At 72.5% G+C, this 21260-nt stretch carries 18 protein-coding genes; 13 read left to right on the top strand and 5 right to left on the bottom strand.

Going from position 1 to position 21260, the window contains the following annotated elements:
* The first annotated feature begins 30 nt into the window (after positions 1 to 30).
* On the top strand, positions 31 to 528 hold the full coding sequence (locus ETU37_RS06850) for a GbsR/MarR family transcriptional regulator (RefSeq protein ID WP_129986512.1): 498 nt from the start codon (positions 31 to 33) through the stop codon (positions 526 to 528).
* Between the two features lie 6 nt (positions 529 to 534).
* Here the strand turns inward: ETU37_RS06850 and ETU37_RS06845 are convergent, their stop codons facing one another.
* The gene (locus ETU37_RS06845; protein WP_338068608.1) at positions 535 to 1953 is read right to left on the bottom strand and encodes an NCS2 family permease; all 1419 of its coding nucleotides are present in this window, start codon (positions 1951 to 1953) and stop codon (positions 535 to 537) included.
* A gap of 195 nt (positions 1954 to 2148) precedes the next feature.
* Here ETU37_RS06845 and ETU37_RS06840 point away from each other — a divergent pair, with 195 nt between their 5' ends.
* Positions 2149 to 2499 (top strand): DUF2530 domain-containing protein, encoded by a 351-nt coding sequence (locus tag ETU37_RS06840; RefSeq protein ID WP_240755592.1) that lies wholly within the window; start codon positions 2149 to 2151, stop codon positions 2497 to 2499.
* A 242-nt stretch (positions 2500 to 2741) separates the two neighbouring features.
* On the opposite strand, the gene ETU37_RS06835 is transcribed toward ETU37_RS06840, so the two are convergent.
* Complete coding sequence (locus ETU37_RS06835; protein ID WP_129986925.1) at positions 2742 to 3470, bottom strand: DUF3027 domain-containing protein; 729 nt, start codon at positions 3468 to 3470, stop codon at positions 2742 to 2744.
* Between the two features lie 150 nt (positions 3471 to 3620).
* On the opposite strand from ETU37_RS06835, the gene ETU37_RS06830 reads away from it, so the two are divergent.
* Entirely contained in the window at positions 3621 to 5072 is a 1452-nt protein-coding gene (locus tag ETU37_RS06830; protein WP_129986511.1) for an MFS transporter, read from the top strand.
* Here the strand turns inward: ETU37_RS06830 and ETU37_RS06825 are convergent.
* Both ETU37_RS06825 and larE read right to left on the bottom strand, forming a co-directional pair.
* Complete coding sequence (locus tag ETU37_RS06825; RefSeq protein ID WP_129986510.1) at positions 5069 to 5452, bottom strand: cold-shock protein; 384 nt, start codon at positions 5450 to 5452, stop codon at positions 5069 to 5071. The two genes, ETU37_RS06830 and ETU37_RS06825, sit on opposite strands and share 4 nt — an antisense overlap.
* A 112-nt stretch (positions 5453 to 5564) precedes the next feature.
* Positions 5565 to 7007: an ATP-dependent sacrificial sulfur transferase LarE gene (larE, locus tag ETU37_RS06820; RefSeq protein ID WP_240755590.1), complete on the bottom strand. Its 1443-nt coding sequence runs from the start codon at positions 7005 to 7007 to the stop codon at positions 5565 to 5567.
* A 110-nt stretch (positions 7008 to 7117) separates the two neighbouring features.
* On the opposite strand from larE, the gene ETU37_RS06815 reads away from it, so the two are divergent.
* Positions 7118 to 9997 (top strand): S8 family serine peptidase, encoded by a 2880-nt coding sequence (locus tag ETU37_RS06815; RefSeq protein ID WP_129986509.1) that lies wholly within the window; start codon positions 7118 to 7120, stop codon positions 9995 to 9997.
* A 109-nt stretch (positions 9998 to 10106) separates the two neighbouring features.
* Here the strand turns inward: ETU37_RS06815 and ETU37_RS06810 are convergent, their stop codons facing one another.
* Entirely contained in the window at positions 10107 to 11756 is a 1650-nt protein-coding gene (locus ETU37_RS06810; protein WP_129986508.1) for an AMP-binding protein, read from the bottom strand.
* 86 nt (positions 11757 to 11842) lie between these two features.
* Between ETU37_RS06810 and ETU37_RS06805 the strand changes: the two genes are divergently transcribed.
* The 9 genes from ETU37_RS06805 to ETU37_RS06765 all read left to right on the top strand — a co-directional run bounded on the left by ETU37_RS06805 (position 11843) and on the right by ETU37_RS06765 (position 21209).
* Positions 11843 to 12778, top strand: coding sequence for a helix-turn-helix domain-containing protein (locus tag ETU37_RS06805; RefSeq protein WP_129986507.1), 936 nt, complete (start codon positions 11843 to 11845; stop codon positions 12776 to 12778).
* Positions 12775 to 13332, top strand: a complete 558-nt coding sequence (locus ETU37_RS06800) for a dihydrofolate reductase family protein (RefSeq protein WP_129986506.1) — start codon at positions 12775 to 12777, stop codon at positions 13330 to 13332. Before ETU37_RS06805 ends, ETU37_RS06800 begins: the two co-directional genes overlap by 4 nt.
* Before the next feature lie 668 nt (positions 13333 to 14000).
* Positions 14001 to 14564 (top strand): sensor histidine kinase, encoded by a 564-nt coding sequence (locus ETU37_RS23110; RefSeq protein ID WP_240755640.1) that lies wholly within the window; start codon positions 14001 to 14003, stop codon positions 14562 to 14564.
* 11 nt (positions 14565 to 14575) lie between these two features.
* Positions 14576 to 15232, top strand: a complete 657-nt coding sequence (locus tag ETU37_RS06790) for a response regulator (protein WP_129986504.1) — start codon at positions 14576 to 14578, stop codon at positions 15230 to 15232.
* Positions 15216 to 15914, top strand: a complete 699-nt coding sequence (locus ETU37_RS06785) for a LuxR C-terminal-related transcriptional regulator (protein WP_129986503.1) — start codon at positions 15216 to 15218, stop codon at positions 15912 to 15914. The genes ETU37_RS06790 and ETU37_RS06785 overlap by 17 nt, the downstream gene beginning before the upstream one ends.
* A 75-nt stretch (positions 15915 to 15989) precedes the next feature.
* The gene (locus tag ETU37_RS06780; RefSeq protein WP_129986502.1) at positions 15990 to 17378 is read left to right on the top strand and encodes a pectate lyase; all 1389 of its coding nucleotides are present in this window, start codon (positions 15990 to 15992) and stop codon (positions 17376 to 17378) included.
* A 216-nt stretch (positions 17379 to 17594) separates the two neighbouring features.
* Entirely contained in the window at positions 17595 to 18752 is a 1158-nt protein-coding gene (locus ETU37_RS06775) for a DegT/DnrJ/EryC1/StrS family aminotransferase (protein ID WP_206053776.1), read from the top strand.
* A 2-nt stretch (positions 18753 to 18754) separates the two neighbouring features.
* Positions 18755 to 20245, top strand: coding sequence for a polysaccharide biosynthesis protein (locus ETU37_RS06770; protein WP_129986923.1), 1491 nt, complete (start codon positions 18755 to 18757; stop codon positions 20243 to 20245).
* Positions 20235 to 21209: a hypothetical protein gene (locus ETU37_RS06765; RefSeq protein WP_129986500.1), complete on the top strand. Its 975-nt coding sequence runs from the start codon at positions 20235 to 20237 to the stop codon at positions 21207 to 21209. The genes ETU37_RS06770 and ETU37_RS06765 overlap by 11 nt, the downstream gene beginning before the upstream one ends.
* Positions 21210 to 21260: the final 51 nt, after the last annotated feature.

The following is a 21260-nucleotide window of genomic DNA, read 5'->3' as shown; positions in this document are numbered from 1 at the left end:
TGTGAATGTTTTGAAGTCTATGATGCTGACATGACCGCCGCGCCACTGCGCCCACAGGACCCCGACCAGCTCATGGCCGCCGTCGAGCGCGTGGCAGCACTGCTCACCGAGAGCGGCATCCCACGGATGGCCGCCCGGGTGTTCGCCTACGTGCTCGCGGAGGACTCCGACCGCTACACGGCGGCCGACTTCGCCGACGCCCTGCAGATCAGCCCGGCCGCGGTGTCGGGTGCCGTGCGCTTCCTGACCGCCGCCCGGCTGCTCTTCCGCGAGCGGGTTCCGGGGCAGCGCGCCGAGGTCTACCGCGTGTACGACGACGACGTCTGGTCGACGATCATGGCGGCGCGGCTGCCGGTGCTGCGACAGTGGCAGGAGGCGATGCGCGACGCGGCCGGGATGGTCGGCGTCGACAGCCGCGGCGGCCGTCGCCTGCTGGAGTCCGAGGACTTCTTCGGCTTCATGCACGCCGAGACGGCGGCGACGCTCCAGCGCTGGCAGGAGCAACGCCGCCGTACCGACGGCGCCTGAGGTCGGTCAGGCGAAGAGCTGCTTGATCGGGTCGATCGCGAAGTACACGACGAACAGCGCCGCGACGACCCACATCAGCGCGTGGATCTGGTTGGCCTTGCCGCGCACGACCTTGACCAGGACGTAGGCGCAGAAGCCGGCGCCGATGCCGACCGAGATCGAGTAGGTGAACGGCATCAGCGCAATGGTCAGGAACGCCGGGATCGCGATCTCGACGTCGTCCCAGTCGATGTTCTTGACCTGCTGCATCATCAGGAAGCCGACGAGCACCAGCGCCGGGACGGCGGCCTCGTTGGGGATGATCTCGACGAGCGGCGCGAAGATCGTGGCGAGCAGGAACAGCACGCCGGTGACGATGCTGGAGAGGCCGGTGCGTGCGCCCTCGGCGACGCCGGTCGCCGACTCGATGTACGACGTGTTGCTCGACACCGACGCGGCACCACCGGCCGCCGCGGCGACCGAGTCGACCACGAGGATCCGGCGGGTGTTCGGCGGCGCGCCCTCCTCGTCGAGCAGGCCGGCCTCGGCGCCGATCGCGGTCATCGTGCCCATCGTGTCGAAGAAGTCGGCGAGCATCAGGGTGAAGATGAACAGCACCGTGGTCACGATCCCGACCCGCTCGAACGACCCGAGCAGGGAGAACTCCCCGAGCGCCGGGAAGGACGGCACCGCCGCGATCGAGTCCGGGAAGGCCGGCACGTTGAGGTTCCAGCCCTTGGGGTTGTAGTTGTCGCCGTCGACCATCGGACCGACGTTCGCGATCGCCTCGACGATGATCGCGATGACCGTGGTGATGGCGATCGAGATGAGGATCGCGCCCTTCACCTTCTTGACGTACAGCGTGATCATCAGCCCGAGGCCGATCACGAACACCAGCACCGGCCAGCCCACCAGGGCGCCGCCGGAACCGAGCTCGACGGGCACCGGGCCCGCGCCGGTACGGCGCACGAATCCCGCGTCCACCAGGCCGATCAGCGCGATGAACAGGCCGATGCCGACGCTGATGGCGATCTTCAGCTGGCCGGGCACCGCGTGGAACACCGCCTCGCGGAAGCCGGTCAGCACCAGGATCAGGATGATCAGGCCCTCGAGCACCACGAGGCCCATCGCGTCGGCCCAGGTCATCTGGGAGGCGATCGAGAACGCGACGAACGCGTTGAGGCCGAGGCCGGCGGCGAGCGCGAGGGGGTAGTTGGCGACGACACCCATCAGGATCGTCAGGACGCCGGCGACCAGCGCGGTGGTGGCGGCGATGCCGGGGAAGTCGCCCCCGGCGAGGAAGTTGCCGTCGGCGTCGGGCGCGGTCAGCAGGATGATCGGGTTGAGCACGATGATGTAGGCCATCGTGAAGAACGTGACGACGCCGCCGCGGATCTCGCGGCCGACGGTCGAGCCGCGCTCGGTGATCTTGAAGAACGTGTCCACTCTCGGGACTCTCCTCGGGCAGGGAGGGGTGATGGAAGCAGGGACGAACGCAGAGCCGTGGGGAAGCCGGGGAAGACGCTCACGCCGGGGCGAAACCGGCGTCAGCGACACGTATGTTGCCAGATCCGACGTTTCGGGCGTGCTGCCAGGAGGGCGGTCTCACCCGGCGCACGACCGGCGGGATAGATTCGTCGCGTGGACCAGCCCGCCGAGCACCCGCACGACGCCTCCGGCGTGCCCGCGGACGAGTCGGCCGAGCTGAAGACGCACGAGATCGGCAAGCGCACCTACATCGTGGCCGACGTCGACCCGCTCGACGTCGACGGCGTGCGCACCGTGGCGGTCGGCTCCGGCCTGTGGCTGCTCGGGTTCGTGATGCTGCTGCCGTTCGCCGGGCGGCTGGCCGAGGCCGACCGGCTGTGGTGGCTGTGGACCTGCCTGGCCGGGTTCGGGCTGGGCGTCATCGGCTGGGACTACTGCCGCCGTCGCCGCAACCGGCGGGCGAACCGGGAGCCCGGCAAGGTCTCGCTGGACCCCACCAACTGATCCGGCCTCTGGCTGGCTCTTCGAGCAGCTGTGGCTGGCTTTCAGACAGGCTTCCGCGGTCCCTGCGTGCGTGATCTTCCTGCCGGGCGGTGAGGGGTCAATTGCCCGTCCCTCGCCTAGCGGCTCGCTCCAGGCAATGGCCCCCTCACCTTGCGGGATCGTGGGCGGGTCTGTATTCAGGTGCCGGGCCGTGGGCCGGTCTGTGTCCAGGTGCGGGATCGTGGGCCGGTCTGTGACCACACTCAGAACTGGTCGAGGTCGTCCCAGGTGAGGGTGTCGAGGACCGGCTCGGGAAGGGGCTGCGGGAGGTTCTTGCGCGAGAGCCGCGCCTCGGAGTGCGCGCCGCAGCCGTGGTCGAAGGAGACCACGCGGCCGTCGTCGTTGGCGTAGGCGTTGGCGCAGACACCGAACAGCGTCGACATCGGGCCGGCGAGCCGGACCAGGAAGCCGCACGACCCGCAGGCGCCGGGCGCCGACTGCGCGATGGCCGCCTCGGGGCCGTGGGAGCCGTCGTACCAGCGCTGCGCGGCCAGGTCGCGGCCCTCGAGCGACAGCACGCGGGGACGGCCGAGCCCGACCTCGTGGGCGAGCTCGCGGACGCTGTCCTGGTCGACCACGTCGTCGCCGGCGGTGTAGCCGGGGACCAGCCGCGGGTCGTCCTCGTCGGTGGGCAGCAGGTCGCCGGGGCTGAGGTCGCCGGGCTTGATCCGGTCGCGGTAGGGCACCCAGGCCGGGGCGACGATGGCCTCGTCGCCGGGCAGCAGCACGACCTCGTCGATGGTGACGGTCTTCTGCCGCGGCGCGCGGGCGACGGTCACCGACCAGCGCCAGCCGCTGTAGCCCGGCCGGACGCAGGCGAAGAAGTGCGTGACGACCCGGTCGTCCTCGGCGACGTGACCGAGGTGCTCCCCCACGTCGACCACGTCGACGGCCTGGAGCAGCGCCTCGCGGGCGGCGTCGACGGCCTTCATGCCGACGGAGTCGGCCTTGCCGACCTTCGCGGCCTTGGGCTTGGTGGGCGCCTCGACAGTCACGAGGATCGATTGTTCCTCACCAGGTGGCCGGTTGTCGCGCCGGGCCGTCGGATCCGTTGGGCAAGATCCGTTGGGCAAGATGGGGTCATGGCCGACGAGCACGCCGACGACACCCCGGGCCCGACCCGGTCGTCGGCCGGCGACCGGGCCCGCGCCGCCGGGCGCGGCGCCTCCCGGGCCGCGGCCGCGACCGGCCGCGGCGTGCGTCGGGTGGGGTCGTGGTCGGCGGAGGGTGCTCGGCGCGCCGGCCAGGCCACGGGTACGGCGGCCGGCTTCACGCTCCGCCAGGCCCGCCGGGCCAGCAGCGCGGAGGGGGCCGGCCAGAGCGGGCTGTACCGGCTGATCGAGCTGCACGCGTTCAACGCCGCCGGCGACGCGGCGGTGGCGATCTCGCTGGCCGGCACGCTGTTCTTCCAGGTGCCGACCGAGCAGGCGCGCGGTCAGGTGGCGATGTTCCTCGGCCTGACCATGCTCCCGTTCGCGATCGTCGCGCCGCTGATCGGGCCGTTCCTCGACCGCTACGGCCAGGGCCGTCGCTGGGCGATCGGCGCCACGATGGCGCTGCGTGGCTTCCTGTGCTGGGTGCTGGCCGACGCGGTCGTGTCGGAGTCGGCCGCGCTCTTCCCGGCGGCGCTGGGCTGCCTCGTCGCCTCGAAGGCGTACGGCGTCACCCGGGCCGCCGCCGTACCTCGGCTGCTGCCGGACCGGCTCAACCTGGTCAAGGCCAACTCCCGGATCTCGCTGGCCGGCGTCGCGGGCGCGGCCGTCTCCGCCCCCATCGCGATCGGGGCGTCGACGCTGGGGGCGGAGTGGTCGCTGCGCTACGCGTTCCTGGTGTTCGTCGGCGGCACGATCCTGGCGATCCTGCTGCCCGCCCAGGTCGACCACGCCGCCGGTGACCGGGAGCCGATGTGGCGGCGCCGGAAGCGCCCGGCCGTGCCGCGGGCGGTCGTCCTGGGGCTGCGCAGCAACGCCGGGCTGCGGCTGCTGTCGGGCTTCCTGACGATGTTCATGGCGTTCCTGCTGCGCGACGAGCCGTTCCCGGGCTGGGAGGCGCGTCCCGAGCTGCTGCTCGGCCTCGTGATCGGCGCGGCCGGCCTCGGCAGCACGATCGGCATCACGCTCGGCTCGATCCTGCGCAACGTGCGCCCGGAGATCACCGTCGTCGTGGCGCTGCTCGCCGACGCCGTGGTCACCGTGGTCGTCGCGGTGTTCTACGGGCTGCCGACCGCCGTGCTCCTCGGCCTGACCGCCGGCCTGGCCCAGTCGTTCGGCAAGCTCTCCCTCGACGCGCTGATCCAGCGCGAGGTGCCCGAGCGCACCCGCGCGAGCGCGTTCGCCCGGTCCGAGACGCTGCTCCAGCTGTCCTGGGTGGTGGGTGGCTTCCTCGGCATCGGGCTGCCGCTGGTGCCCGAGATCGGCCTGGGCGTGACCGCCGCCGTGCTCGTGCTCTGGTCGGCGTTCGTGCTCAGCACGCTGCGCCACCGCGACCCCGCGCCGGAGCGCGAGGAACCGGTGGCGTCGACCCGCGGGGGTTAGAGCTCCAGCTCGTCGGCGAGCGCGCGCAGCAGCTTGGCCGTCGGCTTGGCGGTCTTCGGGTCGGGGTGCCGCCCGTTGCGGTAGCCCTTCTCGATGTTCTCCAGCAGGCGGTAGAGGTCTTCGACGATCGTGACCATGTCGGCCGGCTTGCGGCGCATCCCCTTCGACACCGACTGGGCCGGCTCGAGCAGCCGCACCTGGAGGGCCTGGTCGCCGCGCCGGCCCTGGGCGATGCCGAACTCCACCCGGGTGCCCGCCTTCAGCGTCGTCACGCCGGCGGGCAGCGCGTCGTTGCGGACGTAGACGTCGCCGCCCTCGTCCTGCGAGAGGAAGCCGAATCCCTTCTCGGCGTCGTACCACTTGACCTTGCCAGTCGGCACGGCGATGACCTCATCTGTTCTCGGTCCGCGGGGGTGCCGCGGAGTCGTGCGGGGGTGGAAATGCCTAGCGTACGGCGACCGGTGGCCGCCGTTCACCTGGGATTCGGGTGAGCTAGCGGTAGCGGTCGGGATCCGCGAGACGCTCGTTCATCGCGCCCGAGCGGAAGCCACGGGGGTCGAGCTCGACCGCGTCGAACCCGGCGGCACGGACCGCGGCGAGCACGTCGGGAGCGGCCTCGACGGCGGGCACCGCGGCGGCGTCGACCTCGAGCCGGGCCGCGTCGCCCAGGTCGCGCACCCGGAGGTCGCGCACCTCGATGCCGACGTCGGCGAGGGCGGCACGGGCCGCGACCTCGGCCCGCTCGACGCGGGCGAGCCGGTGCGGGGTCACCTCCACGCCGTACGCCACCCGCGAGGACAGGCAGGCCGCGGCCGGCTTGTCCCAGGTCGGCAGGTCCCAGGCGCGCGACGCGGCCCGCACCTGCGCCTTGGTGAGCCCGGCGTCGGCGAGCGGGGTGACGGCGCCGCGCTCGTCGGCGGCGCGGATGCCCGGCCGGAAGCCGGCGACCACGTCGTCGGCGTTGGTGCCCGTCGCGACGTGCGCGAGGCTGTGCTCGGCGGCGAGCGGCGTGAGCACGTCGAGCAGCTCGGCCTTGCAGAAGTAGCAGCGGTCCGCCGCGTTGGCCCGGTAGCCCTCGCGCTCCATCTCGTGCGTGCGTGGGGTCAGCACCCGGACGCCGAGCGACTCCGCGAACGCCCGGGCGGGGTCGCGCTCGGCCACGGGGAGCGAGTCGGAGTACGCCGTCGCGGCGGCGACGTGGCCGGGCCCGAGCGCGCGCACGGCCGCGGCCAGCAGGAACGCGCTGTCGGCGCCGCCGGAGAAGGCGACGAGCACGGACCCGCGCCGCCGCAGGTCCTCCTCGAGCGCGGCGAGACGCGTCTCGAGCACGTGCGCCTCCAGCCAGGCCGGGAACTCGTCGAGGCTCTCCAGCAGCACGTCCGTGCCCGCTGCGCGCAGCTCCTCGGCGGTGCAGCCCCCGCTGAGCACCGAGACGCTCAACGCGCCGGCGGCCCGGGCTCCCTCGACGTCGTGGACGTGGTCGCCGACGTACACGCGGGCACCGTGCTCGGTGAGCACCCCCGCCTTGCCGACGCCCCACACCTCGCCGACGACGTGGTCGACGTCGAACGCGAGCGCCTCGACGTGGAGCACGGCGTTGCGGGTGAACTTGCCGGTGACCAGCACCGACGTACCGCCGTGCCGACGGACGGCCGCGAGCGCGTCGTGCGCGCCGGCGAGCGCGAGGGTCGGCGGGACCGCGATGTCGGGGTAGATCTCCCGGAACCGGTCGATGAGCGGCTGCACCTGCTCGACCGGGAAGTACGGCGAGAGCAGGTGGTCGAGGGGCGGGCCGAGGTTCTCGCACATGCCGGCCACGTCCATCACGACACCGGTCTCGTCGCTGAGCGCCTGGAGGGTCGCCGCGAACCCGGGACGGGTGTCGATGAGCGTCATGTCGAGGTCGAACCCGACGACGAGGGGCGCGGCGGTCACGCAGCAACTGTAGGTGGCCGCCAGGCGCCCCCGGAGGTGCGGGCGGGCCACCCGTTGCTTACCAGTGAGGCCCCTGGGACCATAGGTGCCTCTCGAACGAAGGCACGCCCGTGGACCCCCGTCGTCGCACCCGTACCAACCGCGCCCTCGGCGCGGTCATCGGCGTGCTGCTCGCGGCCGGGGCTCTCGCGGTCCCGACGACGGCCAGTGTCCAGGCCGCCGCGCCCGCTGCCGGTCCGGTCCACGCCACCCGGCCGGGGCTGTACGTCGTCACGCTCGCCGGGCAGCCGGCGGCGGCCCACCGCACGACCCGGCCCGCGGCGGGCGAGCGGTTCGACCGCACCGAGCCCGGCGTGACGGCCTACCGGGCCCGGCTGCGGGAGCGGCAGGACCGGGTGATCGAGGCGATCGGCTCGCCCGAGGTCCTGTACCGCTACACGACCGCGCTCAACGGCTTCGCCGCCGTGCTCGACGGCGGCCAGGTCAAGGCGCTCCGCGCCCGCGACGACGTGCTGCTCGTGGAGCGCAGCACCACCCGGCGCACCGCCTCCGACGACTCGCGCTTCCTCGACCTCGACGATGCCGGCGGGGCCTGGCGGCAGGTCGGCGGCGTGCACGACGCCGGACGCGGTGTCGTCGTCGGCGTCGTCGACACCGGCCTCTGGCCGGACAACCCGAGCTTCGAAGGCCTCGCGCAGGCCCGGCCCGGCCAGGCCAAGGGCGTGCCCGGCTTCCACGGCGCGTGCGCGTCGGCCGAGCGCTGGAGCGCCTCCGACTGCAACGGACGGGTGGTGTCGGCTCGCTGGTTCGTGCGCGGCTTCGGCGTCGACCGGCTGGCCAGCACCGAGGTGCTCTCGCCACGCGACACGACCGGGCACGGCTCGCACGCCGCCTCGGTCGTCGCCGGTGCGCGCGACGTGGAGGTGACCGTCGACGGCCAGCGGTTCGGTCGCGACACCGGGGTCGCGCCTGCCGCGCGGATCGCGGTCTACAAGGCGTGCTGGACCGCGCCCGACCCCGGCGACGACGGTTGCGCCACCGCCGACACCGTCGCGGCCATCGACCGCGCGGTCGCCGACGGCGTGGACGTCCTCAACTACTCGGTCTCCGGCGCGGACGACCCGGGCGACTCGGTCTCGCGGGCATTCCTGGGTGCCACCGCCGCCGGCGTCTTCGTCGCCGCGGCGGCCGGCAACAACGGCCCCGACCCCGGCACGGTCGGCAACACGGCGCCGTGGGTGACCACCGTGGCGGCGAGCACGTCGCGCCTCCACCAGGGCGCCGTACGCCTGCCCGACGGCACGTCCTACGTCGGCGCCATGACGGCGCGCCGCTCGCTGCCCGAGACCCGCGTGGTGCTCGCCCGGGACGCGGCCGCCGCCGGTGCGCCGCCCGACGCCGCCGCCCGCTGCGAGGAGGGCCGGCTCGACGCCGCCACGGTGCAGGGTGCCGTCGTGGTCTGCGAGCGCGGCGTGATCGCCCGCGTCGACAAGTCCACGGCCGTCGCCCAGGCCGGCGGCGTCGGCATGGTGCTCGCCAACACGCATCCCGACAGCGTCGACGCCGACGTGCACGCCGTCCCCACCGTCCACCTCGACGCCGCCGACGCCGCGTCGGTCGAGGCCTACGTGCGCGACGCCGGCGACGACGCCCGGGTGGCGCTGGACGCGTCGGCGAGCGAGGACGTGCCGGTGCCGACCGTCGCCGGGTTCTCCGCGCGCGGCCCGGTCGCCGGCGGCGACGTGCTCAAGCCCGACCTGACCGCGCCCGGCGTCGCCGTCGTCGGCGCGACCGCCCCGCCCGGCGCGTCCGGCCGGCTGTGGGACCTGATGTCCGGCACGTCGGTCAGCACGGCGCACGTCGCGGGCCTCGCCGCGCTGGTGCGGGCGCAGCACCCGTCCTGGTCGCCGGCCCGGATCCGCTCGGCGATGACGATGACGGCGTACGACGTCCAGGGCGGCGCGGACACGTTCGCCCAGGGCGCCGGCCACGTCGACCCGTCGCGCTTCCTCGACCCCGGGCTCGTCGTCGACGCCGGCCCGGCCGCGTGGCGCGCGTTCCTGCGCGGCGACGTCCGTCCGCAGGACCTCAACGTCCCGTCCGTCGCCGTCGGCTCGCTGCTCGGCCGAACCAGCGTCGTGCGACGGCTCACCAACGTCGCGGAGACCACCGAGACCTACACCGCCTCGATCTCCGGCCTCCCCGGCGTGAGCGCCCGGGTCCGGCCGTCGGTCGTGACGCTGGGGCCCGGCGACTCGCGTCGGGTGCGGATCCGGCTGGTCGCCTCCCCCGACGCGCCGACAACCGACTTCAGCCGCGGCGCGATCACCTGGACCGGCCTCAGCCACCAGGCCCGGATGCCCGTCGTGGTGCGCACCGCCGTCGTCTCCGCGCCCGGCGAGGTCGGCTCCGACGCCCCGAGCGGCTCGCTGCCGGTCACCGGCCGCAGCGGACGCGGCACCCCGGTCGACGTGACCGCCAGCGGTCTCGTCGGCGCCAACCCGGTCGGCCTCAGCCTGCGGCCGGGCTCCTTCGACGCCGCGACGCCCGATCCGGACGCCGACACCTTCGCCACCGACGTCAGCGTCCCGGACGGCGTGGTCGCCGCACGGTTCGAGGTGACCGCGCGTAGCGCCGGCGACGACTTCGACCTGTACGTCTACCGCGACGGCGCCCTCGTCACGGCGACGACCAGCGGGGCCGCCGACGCGGTGGCCACCGTCGACGACCCCGAGCCCGGCACCTACCGCGTGCTCGTCAACGCCGCCCGCGCCGGCAACGGGTCCACCGCCACCGCCTCCCTGACGAGCTGGGTCGTCGGCGCGACCGGCGGCAGCCCGCTGACCGTCACGCCCGGGACCGCGCCGTCGCGCCCCGGGGACGAGTTCGGCTACACCCTCGGCTGGGACGGCCTCGACACCACGCAGCAGTGGCTCGCGGTCGTGCAGTACGCCGGCAGCGACCGCCGCACCTACCTGCGCATCGGCTGACGCACGATCGGCACCGCACAGGTGCCTGACCGGGTGCCGATCTTCCCCGGCCCCTCGCCCGACGCACGACCGGCACGTCGCGACGCCCTGCGCAGGACCGAACCGTGAGTCAGGCGAGGCCGAGCTTGTCGGCGGTCTCCTCACGCATCTGCACCTTGCGGATCTTGCCGGTCACGGTCATCGGGAACTCCTCGACGACCATCACGTAGCGCGGGATCTTGTAGTGCGCGAGCTTGCCGGTCGCGAACTCCCGCACGGCATCGGCATCGAGGGGGCGACGGGGACCAGTGCCGGCGTCCTTCATCTTGATCCAGGCGCAGAGCTCCTCGCCGTACTTCTCGTCGGGGACGCCGATCACCTGCACGTCCTCGATGTCGGGGTGGGTGTAGAGGAACTCCTCGATCTCGCGCGGGTAGATGTTCTCGCCACCGCGGATGACCATGTCCTTGATCCGGCCGACGATGTTGCAGTAGCCGTCCTCGCGCATCTCCGCGAGGTCGCCGGTGTGCATCCAGCCGTCGGCGTCGACGGCCTCGGCGGTCTTCTCCGGGTCGTCCCAGTAGCCGATCATCACCGAGTAGCCGCGCGTGCACAGCTCGCCCGGCTCCCCGCGCGGCACGGTCTCCCCGCTCACCGGGTCGACGATCTTGATCTCGACGTGCGGGTGGACCCGGCCGATGGTGGCGGTACGGCGGTCGAGGTCGTCGTCGCTGCGGGTCTGGCACGAGACCGGCGACGTCTCGGTCATGCCGTAGGCGATGGACACCTCGGCCATGTGCATGTCGTTCACGCAGCGCTTCATCACCTCGACCGGGCAGATCGAGCCGGCCATGACGCCGGTGCGCAGCGAGGACAGGTCGAACGAGTCGAAGTCGGCGTGGCTCAGCATCGCGATGAACATCGTCGGCACGCCGTACACGCCGGTGCAGCGCTCGTCCTGCACGGCCTGCAGCGTGATGCCGGGGTCGAAGCCGGGCGCCGGGATGACCATGGCCGCGCCGTGCGTGGTGCAGCCGAGGTTGCCCATCACCATGCCGAAGCAGTGGTAGAAGGGCACCGGGATCGCGAGCCGGTCCTCGTGCGTGAAGTTGATCAGCTCGGTCGTGAAGAACCCGTTGTTCAGGATGTTCCGGTGCGACAGCGTCGCGCCCTTGGGGAAGCCGGTCGTGCCGGAGGTGTACTGGATGTTGATCGGGTCGGTGTTCTCCAGCGTGGCCATCCGCTCGCCCACAGCGTCGGCCGGGAGGTCCTCCCCCGCCGCGAGCAGCTCGTCCCAGTCGGGCGTACCGAGGAAGACGACGCGGTCCAGCGCGTCCGCCTGCTCACGGACCTCGCCGACCATCGCGCGGTAGTCACTGGTCTTGAAGTCCGTCGCCGACACCAGAAGCCGCAAACCGGACTGGTTGAGGACGTAGGCCAGCTCGTGGGTCCGGTACGCCGGGTTGACGTTGACCAGGATCGCGCCGATCTTCGCGGTGGCGTACTGCACCAGCGTCCACTCCGCGCAGTTGGGCGACCAGATCCCCACCCGGTCGCCCTTGGCGATGCCGCCGGCGAGCAGTCCGCGCGCGACCCGGTCGACGTCGGCGTCGAGCTCGGCGTAGGTCCACCGCCGCCCGCTCGCGACCTCGACCAGCGCCTCGCGGTCGGCGTGCTCGCGCGCGATGCGCGTGAGGTTCGCTCCGATCGTCTCCTCGATCAGCGGCGGCGTGGTCTCTCCGCGCGCTTCGGACAAAACGGAGGACTCCGAGGTCGTCATGCTCCGAACCTAGTCAGCAAAGCGCGTCCACGGAACCGCAAGATCGGTCGGGCGTACGGCGGTCGCGGCGGGCGAGACTGGGTGGCATGACGGACCACGACCGGCTGCGCGAGCTGCTCGACGCGGTGCTCGACGAGGACAACCGCACGCTCACGGACATGGCCGGTGACGCGTACTCGTCGCCGTTCCACTTCTCACGGCTGCTCTCCCGTCGTGCCGGCGAGCCACCGGTCGCGATGCGCCGCCGGGTGATGCTCGAGCGAGCGGCGTGGCAGCTGCGCGAGGGCTCGTCGGTGACGGACGCGGCGTTCGCGGCCGGGTACGACAGCGTCGAGGGCTTCGGCCGCGCCTTCACCCGCGCCTTCGGCCACGCGCCCAGCGAGTCCCCGGCGTCGGGCGTCTCGCACTGGCTGCCGGCGCCCAACGGTATCCACTTCCACCCGCCGATGTCGTTGTGGGTGGACAGCCAGGAGAGCCGCGGCGGGACCGGCGCGGAGGTGACCGCGCTGATGGTGCAGCACGACCTCGACGACGTGCGCGACCTGCTCGAGGCCGCCAAGGGTCTCGACGACGAGGCCTGGCGCGCGGTCCGGGTCGAGGGCAGCAGCGCGCTCGCGTGGGACGGCCCGGACGAGTGCCTCGCCCAGGTGTTCAGCCACCTGGTGCGGACCAAGGAGATCTGGCTCGCGTCGGTCGAGGGCCGGACATTTCCGGTGTTCGACGTCGCGACCGACGACGTCGCGACGCTCACGGCCCTGCACCGCGAGCTCGCGCCGCGCTGGCTCGCGATGGTGCGCGACATCGACCGCCGGGGCGCCTGGGGCGACCGTCTGGTCGACGCGCTCTGCGAGCCGCCGGAGAGCTTCGTGCTCGGCAGCGTGCTCGCACACGTGCTGACCTTCTCGGCGCACCGGCGCCAGCTCGCCCGGCACATGCTGCGCCAGGCGGGCGCCGCCGCGCCCGACCCCGACCCGATCAACTGGCTGCGCGCGCAGCACAGACAGGAGCCCGGCCCGGCATGAGCACTCCCACGACCCGCACGACCTACTACACCGCCACCACGCTGGACGGCTACATCGCCGACGAGCACGACTCGCTCGACTGGCTGTTCGTCCAGGACCACCGCGACGAGGGGCCGCTCAGCTACGCCGAGTTCATCACCGGCATCGGCGCGCTGTGCATGGGCGCGACGACGTACGAGTGGATCCGCCACCACATGGCGACCACGGACGAGAAGTGGGGCTACGACGTGCCCGCTTTCGTGTTCTCGCACCACCCGCACGACAAGGTCGAGGGCGCCGACGTCCGCTTCGTCACCGGCGACGTCCGGCCGGTGCACGCGGAGATGGTCGCGGCCGCCGGAGGGAGGGACCTCTGGGTCGTCGGCGGCGGCGACCTGGCCGCCCAGTTCGCGGAGGCCGGCCTGCTCGACGACGTCATCGTCTCGATCGCGCCGGTGACCCTGGGCTCCGGGCGCCCGCTCCTCCCACGCCGCTTCGACCTCGCCCTGGTGGAGACCCTGCGCAACGGGGACTTCGTCTGCGCGCGGTACGACGTGGTCGTCCCGCGCACCTGACCGGGGTCACCGGCCTGGACCGCTCCTCACTTCGACGTATCGAAGTCGGACGTCGCACGCTCTTCCCACGACACGCGAGGGAGGTGCAGGGATGTCGCGACGTGCAGGGCTAGTGTTCCGGTCCACCGGTCGACGTAGTCAGGACTACGCGCCCGCCCTCCCCCACCTCGGACCGCGCGGGTCCGGCGGAACGGACATTCCACCGCGCGCTCAGCAAATATGCGTAGCCCGATCGGCGTGGACGGGCTACGTTCATCGACCCCTTGGGGCCCGCGTTTGGCCCGTTCGTGTCGTTCTGGGATTCAGGTCCTGACATGAACGCCAAACCGACATACGGTGACGCGCAGGTGCTCGGGGCTAGGCACCGGGGGACAAAACGGGGAGGGCGTCGCGGGGGCGACTGTACGGCCGAGTCGAGCAAAGGCTCGGAAGCAACCCCCACGCCGCCTGGGAAAACTTTGGGTGGGGTGAACAGCATGACGGAAGCTCGGATGGGGTCGAGCACCGATCGGGAGGGGCACGGCCGGCAGAGCAGGGGGGCAACAACCTCTGGGACAGGTTCTCGGGGAACAGCGGGGGGCAGTACGGGGGAAAGCGCAGGGGGGCCCACGGGGGAGCTCACGGAGCAGCGACTCCGGCACGACGTTCGGCAGTCGCTGAGCGCCGTGATGCTGCTGGCGGCGATCGTCGACCGCCAGCCGCTGGCGGGTCCGGTGGTCCACGAGACGCTGGAGCAGATGCGGCATGAGGTCGACTGGATGACCCGCGTGCTCGCACCGGCCGCAGGGTCGACCGAGGCCTTCGTCGACGTCGGTGAGGCGGTCGACCAGATGTGGCGTGGCGTGGCGACGGGCCGCGACACCGAGATGCGCCTGCTGCGCCAGGCCGACGTCTGGACCTTCACGGACCCGGTGGCCCTCGGCCGCGCGGTCCGCAACCTGATCGAGAACGCCATCCGCGCCGCCGGCGACGGCGTCGTCGAGGTGCGGGTCTGCGCCCGCAACGGCTGGGTCTCGATCGAGGTGCACGACAGCGGTCCGGGCTTCGGGCTGATCCGGCCACAGGAGCAGCTCGGCCTGATCACCGTCCGTCGCTTCGCCGCGGCGTACGACGGCCGGTTCCACATCGACTCGTCGCCGCTCGGCGGCGCGCTGGTGCGCCTCGAGCTGCCGCAGCTGTCACCCGTCACGGAGGTACCGCGCGAGCTGGTGCCCGAGCGGACGACGGCCTGAGGGCGGGCGGCATGCGAATCGTGATCTGCGACGACCACCACCTGCTCGTCCAGGCGATGGCCACTGCGCTCGGCGGCCTCGGCTACACCGTCGAGGCCGCCGTGTCGACACCCGAGGACGGCATCCGGGCCGTGGCGCTCCACGACCCGGACGTCCTGCTCGTGGACGTCACGTTCCCGACGGGTTCCGGTCTCGACGCGGCACGCGCCGTGCTGACCAACCACCCGCACACCAAGGTCGTGATGCTCACCGGCGGCGACTCCCCGGAGACGCTGCGGTCCGCGCTCGACCTCGGCGTGCACGGCTACATCCGCAAGGCGCAGCGCATCGAGGAGATCGCCGCGGCGCTCGACAAGGTCGCGTCCGGCCAGATGGTCGTCGACCAGCAGCTGCTGCACGGCTCGCGCACCATGCCGGCCGTGCCGAGGCAGCGCACACCGATCGACGAGCTGACGCCGCGCGAGCAGCACGTGCTCCAGCTGCTCGTGGACGGGTGCAGCACCAACGAGATCGTCGCGCACATGAACGTCACGCCGAGCACCGTGCGCACGCACGTGCAGAGCATCTTCGTGAAGATGGGGGTTCACTCGAGGCTGCAGGCGGTCGCCATGCTCAGCCGTGAGGGTCTCCTCGACCGAGTGGGCGGCATCCATGGTGACGGCAGGTGACCCGCCGGCCGGTGTCGACGTCCTGAGGGTCGCGCTGCACCACCCGATGCGGATCTGGGTGGACAGCATGGAGTCCTTGCTCCAGAGCCGGTGGGACGTCGACCTGGTCGCCGCACACACGAGCACGAGCTGGGTGACGCACGCCGTCATGACCGGCCGGGCCGACATCCTGGTGATGTACATGTCCGAGGCGAACAACGCCCTCGCGGACACCCTCACCGACCTGCGTGCCGTCAACCCCGACCTCAAGGTCGTCGGCCTCGGCGACAGCGACGACCCACGCCTGGTGGTCGGCGCCGTGCGCGCGGGCGTGCGGGGCTGGGTCGAGCCGACCGTCGGCCTCGACGACCTGATGGCGACGCTGCACGGCGTGGCCCGCGGCGAGACCTGGATCCCGCCGCGCCTGCTCACGCCGGTGCTCGACGCCCTGCTCACCGCCCAGGAGGCACGCGAGGAGCTGGGCTCGGCGCTCAAGGCGCTGTCGGCCCGGGAGGTCGACATCCTGTCCTGCCTGGTGCAGGGCATGTCACGTCAGGAGATCGCCGACCGCTACGTCCTGTCCACGCACACCGTCCGGACCCACATCAACAACCTGCTCCGCAAGCTCGGCGTGCACAGCACCCTGGCCGCCGTCTCGATCGCGCGACAGGTGGGACTCCCCGAGCAGCGAGAGAAGCCGTAGGTGGTGTTGACCCGTTCAGATGGCCTGTGGCCAGAATGGGTCAACACGCCCTAGCACCCGCGAGGTACCTCTTCCATGCCGCTGTCCCGTCTCACCGGCCCCCTGCTCGCCCTCGCACTCGCGGCCACCACGGCCGCCTTCGCACCCGCAGCGACCGGCACACCGGGCGACGAGCCGACGCCACGGGCCGCGACGCAGCGCAAGGCGTTCCCGGGCGCGCAGGGCTTCGGGACGGCCACCCCGGGCGGCCGCGGCGGCCGGGTCATCCTGGTGACCACGCTGGCCGACCGCGGGCCGGGCAGCCTGCGCGCGGCGCTCAGCGCGCGCGGCAAGCGGATCGTGGTGTTCCGCGTCTCCGGCACGATCACGCTGACGTCCGGGCTCGAGCTGACCTCGCCGTACGTCACCCTCGCCGGCCAGAGCGCACCGGGCGGCGGGATCACGCTGCGGGTCGGCCCGTGCAGCGACGACGCGGCCCTGGGCATCTACACCCACGACGTGGTGGTCCGGCACCTGCGGGTACGGCGGGGCGCCAACACCTGCAGGGGCGAGGGCGACTCGGCCGACGGCATCGTGGTCTACAAGGAGAACGCGCACGACGTGGTCGTCGACCACTCGTCGGTGTCGTGGGCGGTCGACGAGAACCTGTCGACGTACGACTACGCGAAGAACGTCACCTTCTCCTGGAACATCGTGTCCGAGGGACTGTCCCGCGCGACGCACCCCGAGGGCGAGCACTCCAAGGGCGTGCACCTGTCCGGTGACAGGAGCGGCCGGATCTCGTTCCACCACAACCTGCTGGCGCACAACATGGACCGCAACCCGCAGCCGACCAACCCCGGCATCGCCGACATCCGCAACAACATCGTGTACAACTACGGCGACAACGCGGCGCTGACGTCCAACAGCCACGGCGAGCCACACTTCAACTTCGTCGGCAACTGGTACATCCCGGGCCCGAACACCGAGCGCTCCGAGTGGGAGCTCGACGTCTACGACGGCACCAAGGGCGCCGGGTGGGCGTTCTACGTCAAGGGCAACCTCGGCCCGCACCGCAAGAGCAACGACCTGCCGCAGAGCCGCACGGTCTCGCCAGAGGGTCGCGGCTCGATGGTCTCCGCACCGTTCCCGGCTCCGGCCACCCTCACCACGTCCGCCACGACGGCGTACGACCAGGTGCTCGAGGGTGCCGGCGCCACCCGGCCGGTGCGCGACGCCGTCGACCAGCGCATCGTCCGCGAGGTCAGGGCCCGCGGCGGGCGGATCATCGACGACCCGTCGCAGGTCGGCGGATGGCCGAGCCTGCCCGCGACGTCTCCGCCGCCCGACTCCGACCGCGACGGCGTGCCGGACACCTGGGAGAGCGAGCACGGCACGAATCCGGGCGTGAAGGACTCCAACCGCGACGTCGACGGCGACGGCTGGACCAACGTCGAGGAGTGGCTCGACGCCCTGGCGCGTTGACCGTTCTCCCGAGCCTTCATCCGGGGACTAGTTCCACTCGTTCATCTTCCGTCCGTCTGGCGTAGGTGGGTTAGTCACCTTGCCCGATCCTGCCGGCGTCTCGGGTCCATAGCGTTCTAGGAGTCCCGTGGGGGGACTCGAGAACGGTTGGTGGGGGTGGCCATGACTTCGGCGACGTCGAGGGCACAACAGAGCGTCCCCTTCTCGCGTCCTGTCGTGGCACCCGAGACCGGGCCGGCCGTGGAGCGTGTGCTCCGCTCCGGCTGGCTCACCACCGGTCCCGAGTGCGCCGCGTTCGAGGAAGAGCTCGCTGCCTGGCTCGAGGTGCCGCACGCCGTAACGGTGGCGTCGTGCACGGCGGCGATCGAGATCGCCTTCCGCGGCCTCCGCCTTCCACGGGACGCCAAGGTCCTGGTCCCGGCGGTCACCTTCTGCGGGGCCGTCGAGGCCGTCCGGCACGCCGGCCTGGTCCCGGTGGTCGCCGACGTCGAGCCGGACACCGGCACGGTGTCACCCCGCACGTGCGCCGCGGCCGCTCGGGAGGCCGGTGGCGTGCAGGCGATGCTCGCCCTGCACTTCGCCGGGTACCCCGCCGACGTGGCGGCCCTGGCCGAGGCGGCCGGACTGACCCTCGACCAGGTCGTCGAGGACGCCGCCCACGCGCTGGGCACGCGCGTCGGCGCCGAGCTGGTCGGCGGGCTCTCCCGGGCGACCTGCTTCAGCTTCTACGCCACCAAGAACCTCCCGATCGGCGAGGGCGGCGCGCTCACCACCCGCGACGAGGAGGTCGCCGCCCAGGCGCGCGTGACCCGGCTGCACGGGATGACCAGCGACGCCTGGCGGCGGTACCTCCCCGGCGGCAGCTGGCAGTACTCCGTCGAGGAGGCCGGCGTGAAGGCCAACCTCTCCGACGTGCATGCCGCCATCGGCCGCGCGCAGCTGCGCCACCTCGACGCCTGGCAGGTCCGCCGGCACCAGATCGCCGGCCGGTACGCCGCGGGACTCGCCGACGTTCCCGGCCTCGTCCTGCCGACCGACCCGGAGACCGGCGAGCACGCCTGGCACCTGTACGTCGTCCGGGTGACGCCCGAGAGCGGCGTGACCCGCGACGACCTGTCCCGGCTGCTCGCCGAGCGCGGCATCGGGACCAGCGTGCACTTCATCCCGCTCCACCACTTTCCGCACTTCCGCGACATCTGCGTCGTTCCTTCGGGCGGCCTGCCCGGCGCCGACGCGGTGTTCGCCGAGACGCTCTCGCTCCCCTTGCACCAGGGGCTCGCCGACGAGGACGTCGACATCGTGGTCGACGCCCTGCACGAGCTCGCACCCGGCACCACGTCGACGATGAACCGCTACCAGGAGGCACTGCCGTGACCATGCTCAACGAACGGACCGAGCCGCTGCTGCTGGCCAACCGCGCACCCGCGCGGCTGCTGCGCACGCTCGTCGTGGGGGCGGGCGAGGCTGGTCGTGCATTGGCTCGGGACCTTGCCGCCACACCGTCGTTCGGACTCGAACCGATCGGCTTCGCGGACGACAACCTCATCGAGCGCGAGCAGCCGGCACCCTTCCCGGTGCTCGGCAGGCTCGGCGACGTCCAACGGATCGCCGAGGAGGAGAAGGTCGACGTCGTCGTCATCGCGATCCCCGGCCTGGACCCCAACGTGTTCCGGCAGGTCGGCCACGCCGCCTCCAGCGCGGGCGCGAGCGTGCGGTACCTCCCGTCCTTCGTCGCCGCCCTGGAGCGGAAGGTGGTCGGCAGCGACATGCGCTGGCTCGACGTCGGCCAGCTGATCGGCCGCGAGGAGGTCCACGTGATCAGCCGCGAGGCCGCGGCGATGATCGAGGACCGGGTCGTGCTCGTCACCGGTGCCGGCGGGTCGATCGGCTCCGAGCTGTGCCGCCAGGTCTTCGGCTTCGCACCCAGGCGCCTGATCCTCCTCGACCACGACGAGTCCAACCTGCACCGGCTCCAGCTCGAGCTGTTCGGCCAGGGCCTGCTCGACAGCGACGACTGCATCGTCGCCGACATCCGCGACCGCGAGCGCATCGACCAGGTGTTCGCCGACGCGCGCCCGGACCTGGTCTTCCACGCGGCCGCGCACAAGCACCTGCCGCTGCTCGAGCGCCATCCGTGCGAGGCCGTGAAGTCCAACGTGCGGGGCACCGAGAACGTCCTGTGGGCGGCCCTGAAGTACGAGGCCGAGCGGTTCATCCTGATCTCCACCGACAAGGCCGCCGACCCGACGTCGATCCTCGGCGCGACCAAGCGTCTCGCCGAGCTGCTCGTCCAGCAGGAGCACGGCGGCACGACGAAGGTCGCGTCCGTCCGCTTCGGCAACGTCCTCGGCAGCCGGGGGTCGCTGCTCAGCGTGCTCGCCGAACAGCTCAACGCCGGCCTGCCGATGACCGTGACGCACCCGGACATGACCCGGTTCTTCATGACGATCGAGGAGGCCGCCGGCCTGGTCGTCGAGGCCGCCCGGCTCGCCGACCGCGGCGAGGTGTTCGTGCTCGACATGGGCGAGCCCGTGCGGATCGTCGACATCGTCCAGTCGTTCGCGAAGCTGATGAACCGCAGCGACGTCGACATCGTCTTCACCGGGATGCGTCCGGGCGAGAAGCTCAACGAGACGCTGTTCAGCGAGCACGAGACGCCCACGCTCACCGAGCACCCCCGCATCTACCGCACCGACGTCGCGGAGCCCGCCTGGGGCTTCCAGCAGAGGCTGCGCACGCTGTACCACGCCGCGTCCGCCAACGACCGCGACGCCGTCCGCCGGGGACTGACCGCACTGCTGCCGGACTACCACCCGCAGGTGCCGAAGATTCCCGCGCAGGCCGCGCCGTACCCCGATGACTTCTGATGAGCGGGGCACGACCGAGTCGAGCGCGCGGGTCCGTGGGCCCACCGCGCGGCCCTACCCGCGCCCCCGAGACCTGGACCAGCTGCTGCGCGAGCAGCGGCTTGTCATCGCCGACGTCATCGCCGGCGCCGCGCCCGGCACCCGCAGGCTGTTCCTCGCCGACCGTGGCACCGACGAGCTGCGGTTCGCCGTCGGGCTGGCCCACGGCCAGGGGGGCGACGAGGCCGTCACCAACGAGGTCCGCGCCCTGGCGGTCCTCGACGAGAGGCTTCGCGGCCGGCTCGCCGCGACCGTTCCACACGTCGTGGAGTGGGTCGACGGACCGGGCGGGAAGCGCGGCCTGGTCGTCACCGCGGTCCCGGGGCTCGCGTCCGTCGGCGCCCCGCCCGCGCCGGCCACCGTCTCGCGGGAGCAGTTCGTCACCGTGGTCGCCTGGCTCACCGACCTGTGGGAAGCCACGTCCGGTCCGCCCGGGCACGTGGAGCTCGGCCGCAGCGCGGTCGACCAGGTGCTCAGCCGGTACCGCGGGGCGGCCCACGTCCGGCCGGCGATCGGCGCGCTGCTGCGCGCGCGCAGCCGGCTCGCGCAGGTCGAGGTGCCGACGGCCATGACGCACGGGTGCCTGTGCGCCCGGCACGTCTTCGTCCGGAACGGCGACATCGGGGTCGACGACTGGAGCCTCGCGCGGGCGGACCACGACCCGCTGGGCGACCTCGGCCGGTACGCCGTGGAGGCCACCGGGCTGCGGCTGCCGGAGGTCGTCGCCGGACGCACGAAGTTCGCGACGTCGGTCAAGGCCGGGATGCACGGCGCGCTGGAGGCGCTGACCGTCCCGGGGCGCCTGTGGCGGGACGTCCTGCTGCTGGCGCAGTTCGAGGTCGCGCTCACCGAGCTCGGGCACGGCGACGCCGGCCGGCTCACCCTCCTCCAGCAAGCCGTCCACGCGATGCCGGCCCGCACCTGACCCGTCGCAGAGAGCACACAGCACCAGCACACGAGCACGACGACCTGGAGG

This window comes from Nocardioides iriomotensis (assembly GCF_004168035.1).
GTDB classification, from domain to species: Bacteria; Actinomycetota; Actinomycetes; order Propionibacteriales; family Nocardioidaceae; genus Nocardioides_B; species Nocardioides_B iriomotensis.
This window is presented reverse-complemented; position numbering and strand designations above follow the sequence as displayed.

Excerpts from the sequence above, each read along its gene's own strand:
- ETU37_RS06790 (WP_129986504.1), top strand. The coding sequence starts at position 14,576 with ATGCGAATCGTGATCTGCGACGACCACCACCTGCTCGTCCAGGCGATG.
- ETU37_RS06770 (WP_129986923.1), top strand. The coding sequence starts at position 18,755 with ATGCTCAACGAACGGACCGAGCCGCTGCTGCTGGCCAACCGCGCACCC.
- ETU37_RS23110 (WP_240755640.1), top strand. The coding sequence starts at position 14,001 with ATGCTGCTGGCGGCGATCGTCGACCGCCAGCCGCTGGCGGGTCCGGTG.
- ETU37_RS06785 (WP_129986503.1), top strand. The coding sequence starts at position 15,216 with ATGGTGACGGCAGGTGACCCGCCGGCCGGTGTCGACGTCCTGAGGGTC.
- ETU37_RS06800 (WP_129986506.1), top strand. The coding sequence starts at position 12,775 with ATGAGCACTCCCACGACCCGCACGACCTACTACACCGCCACCACGCTG.
- ETU37_RS06765 (WP_129986500.1), top strand. The coding sequence starts at position 20,235 with ATGACTTCTGATGAGCGGGGCACGACCGAGTCGAGCGCGCGGGTCCGT.
- ETU37_RS06780 (WP_129986502.1), top strand. The coding sequence starts at position 15,990 with ATGCCGCTGTCCCGTCTCACCGGCCCCCTGCTCGCCCTCGCACTCGCG.
- ETU37_RS06810 (WP_129986508.1), bottom strand. The coding sequence starts at position 11,756 with ATGACGACCTCGGAGTCCTCCGTTTTGTCCGAAGCGCGCGGAGAGACC.
- ETU37_RS06830 (WP_129986511.1), top strand. The coding sequence starts at position 3,621 with ATGGCCGACGAGCACGCCGACGACACCCCGGGCCCGACCCGGTCGTCG.
- ETU37_RS06850 (WP_129986512.1), top strand. The coding sequence starts at position 31 with ATGACCGCCGCGCCACTGCGCCCACAGGACCCCGACCAGCTCATGGCC.
- ETU37_RS06805 (WP_129986507.1), top strand. The coding sequence starts at position 11,843 with ATGACGGACCACGACCGGCTGCGCGAGCTGCTCGACGCGGTGCTCGAC.
- ETU37_RS06835 (WP_129986925.1), bottom strand. The coding sequence starts at position 3,470 with ATGAAGGCCGTCGACGCCGCCCGCGAGGCGCTGCTCCAGGCCGTCGAC.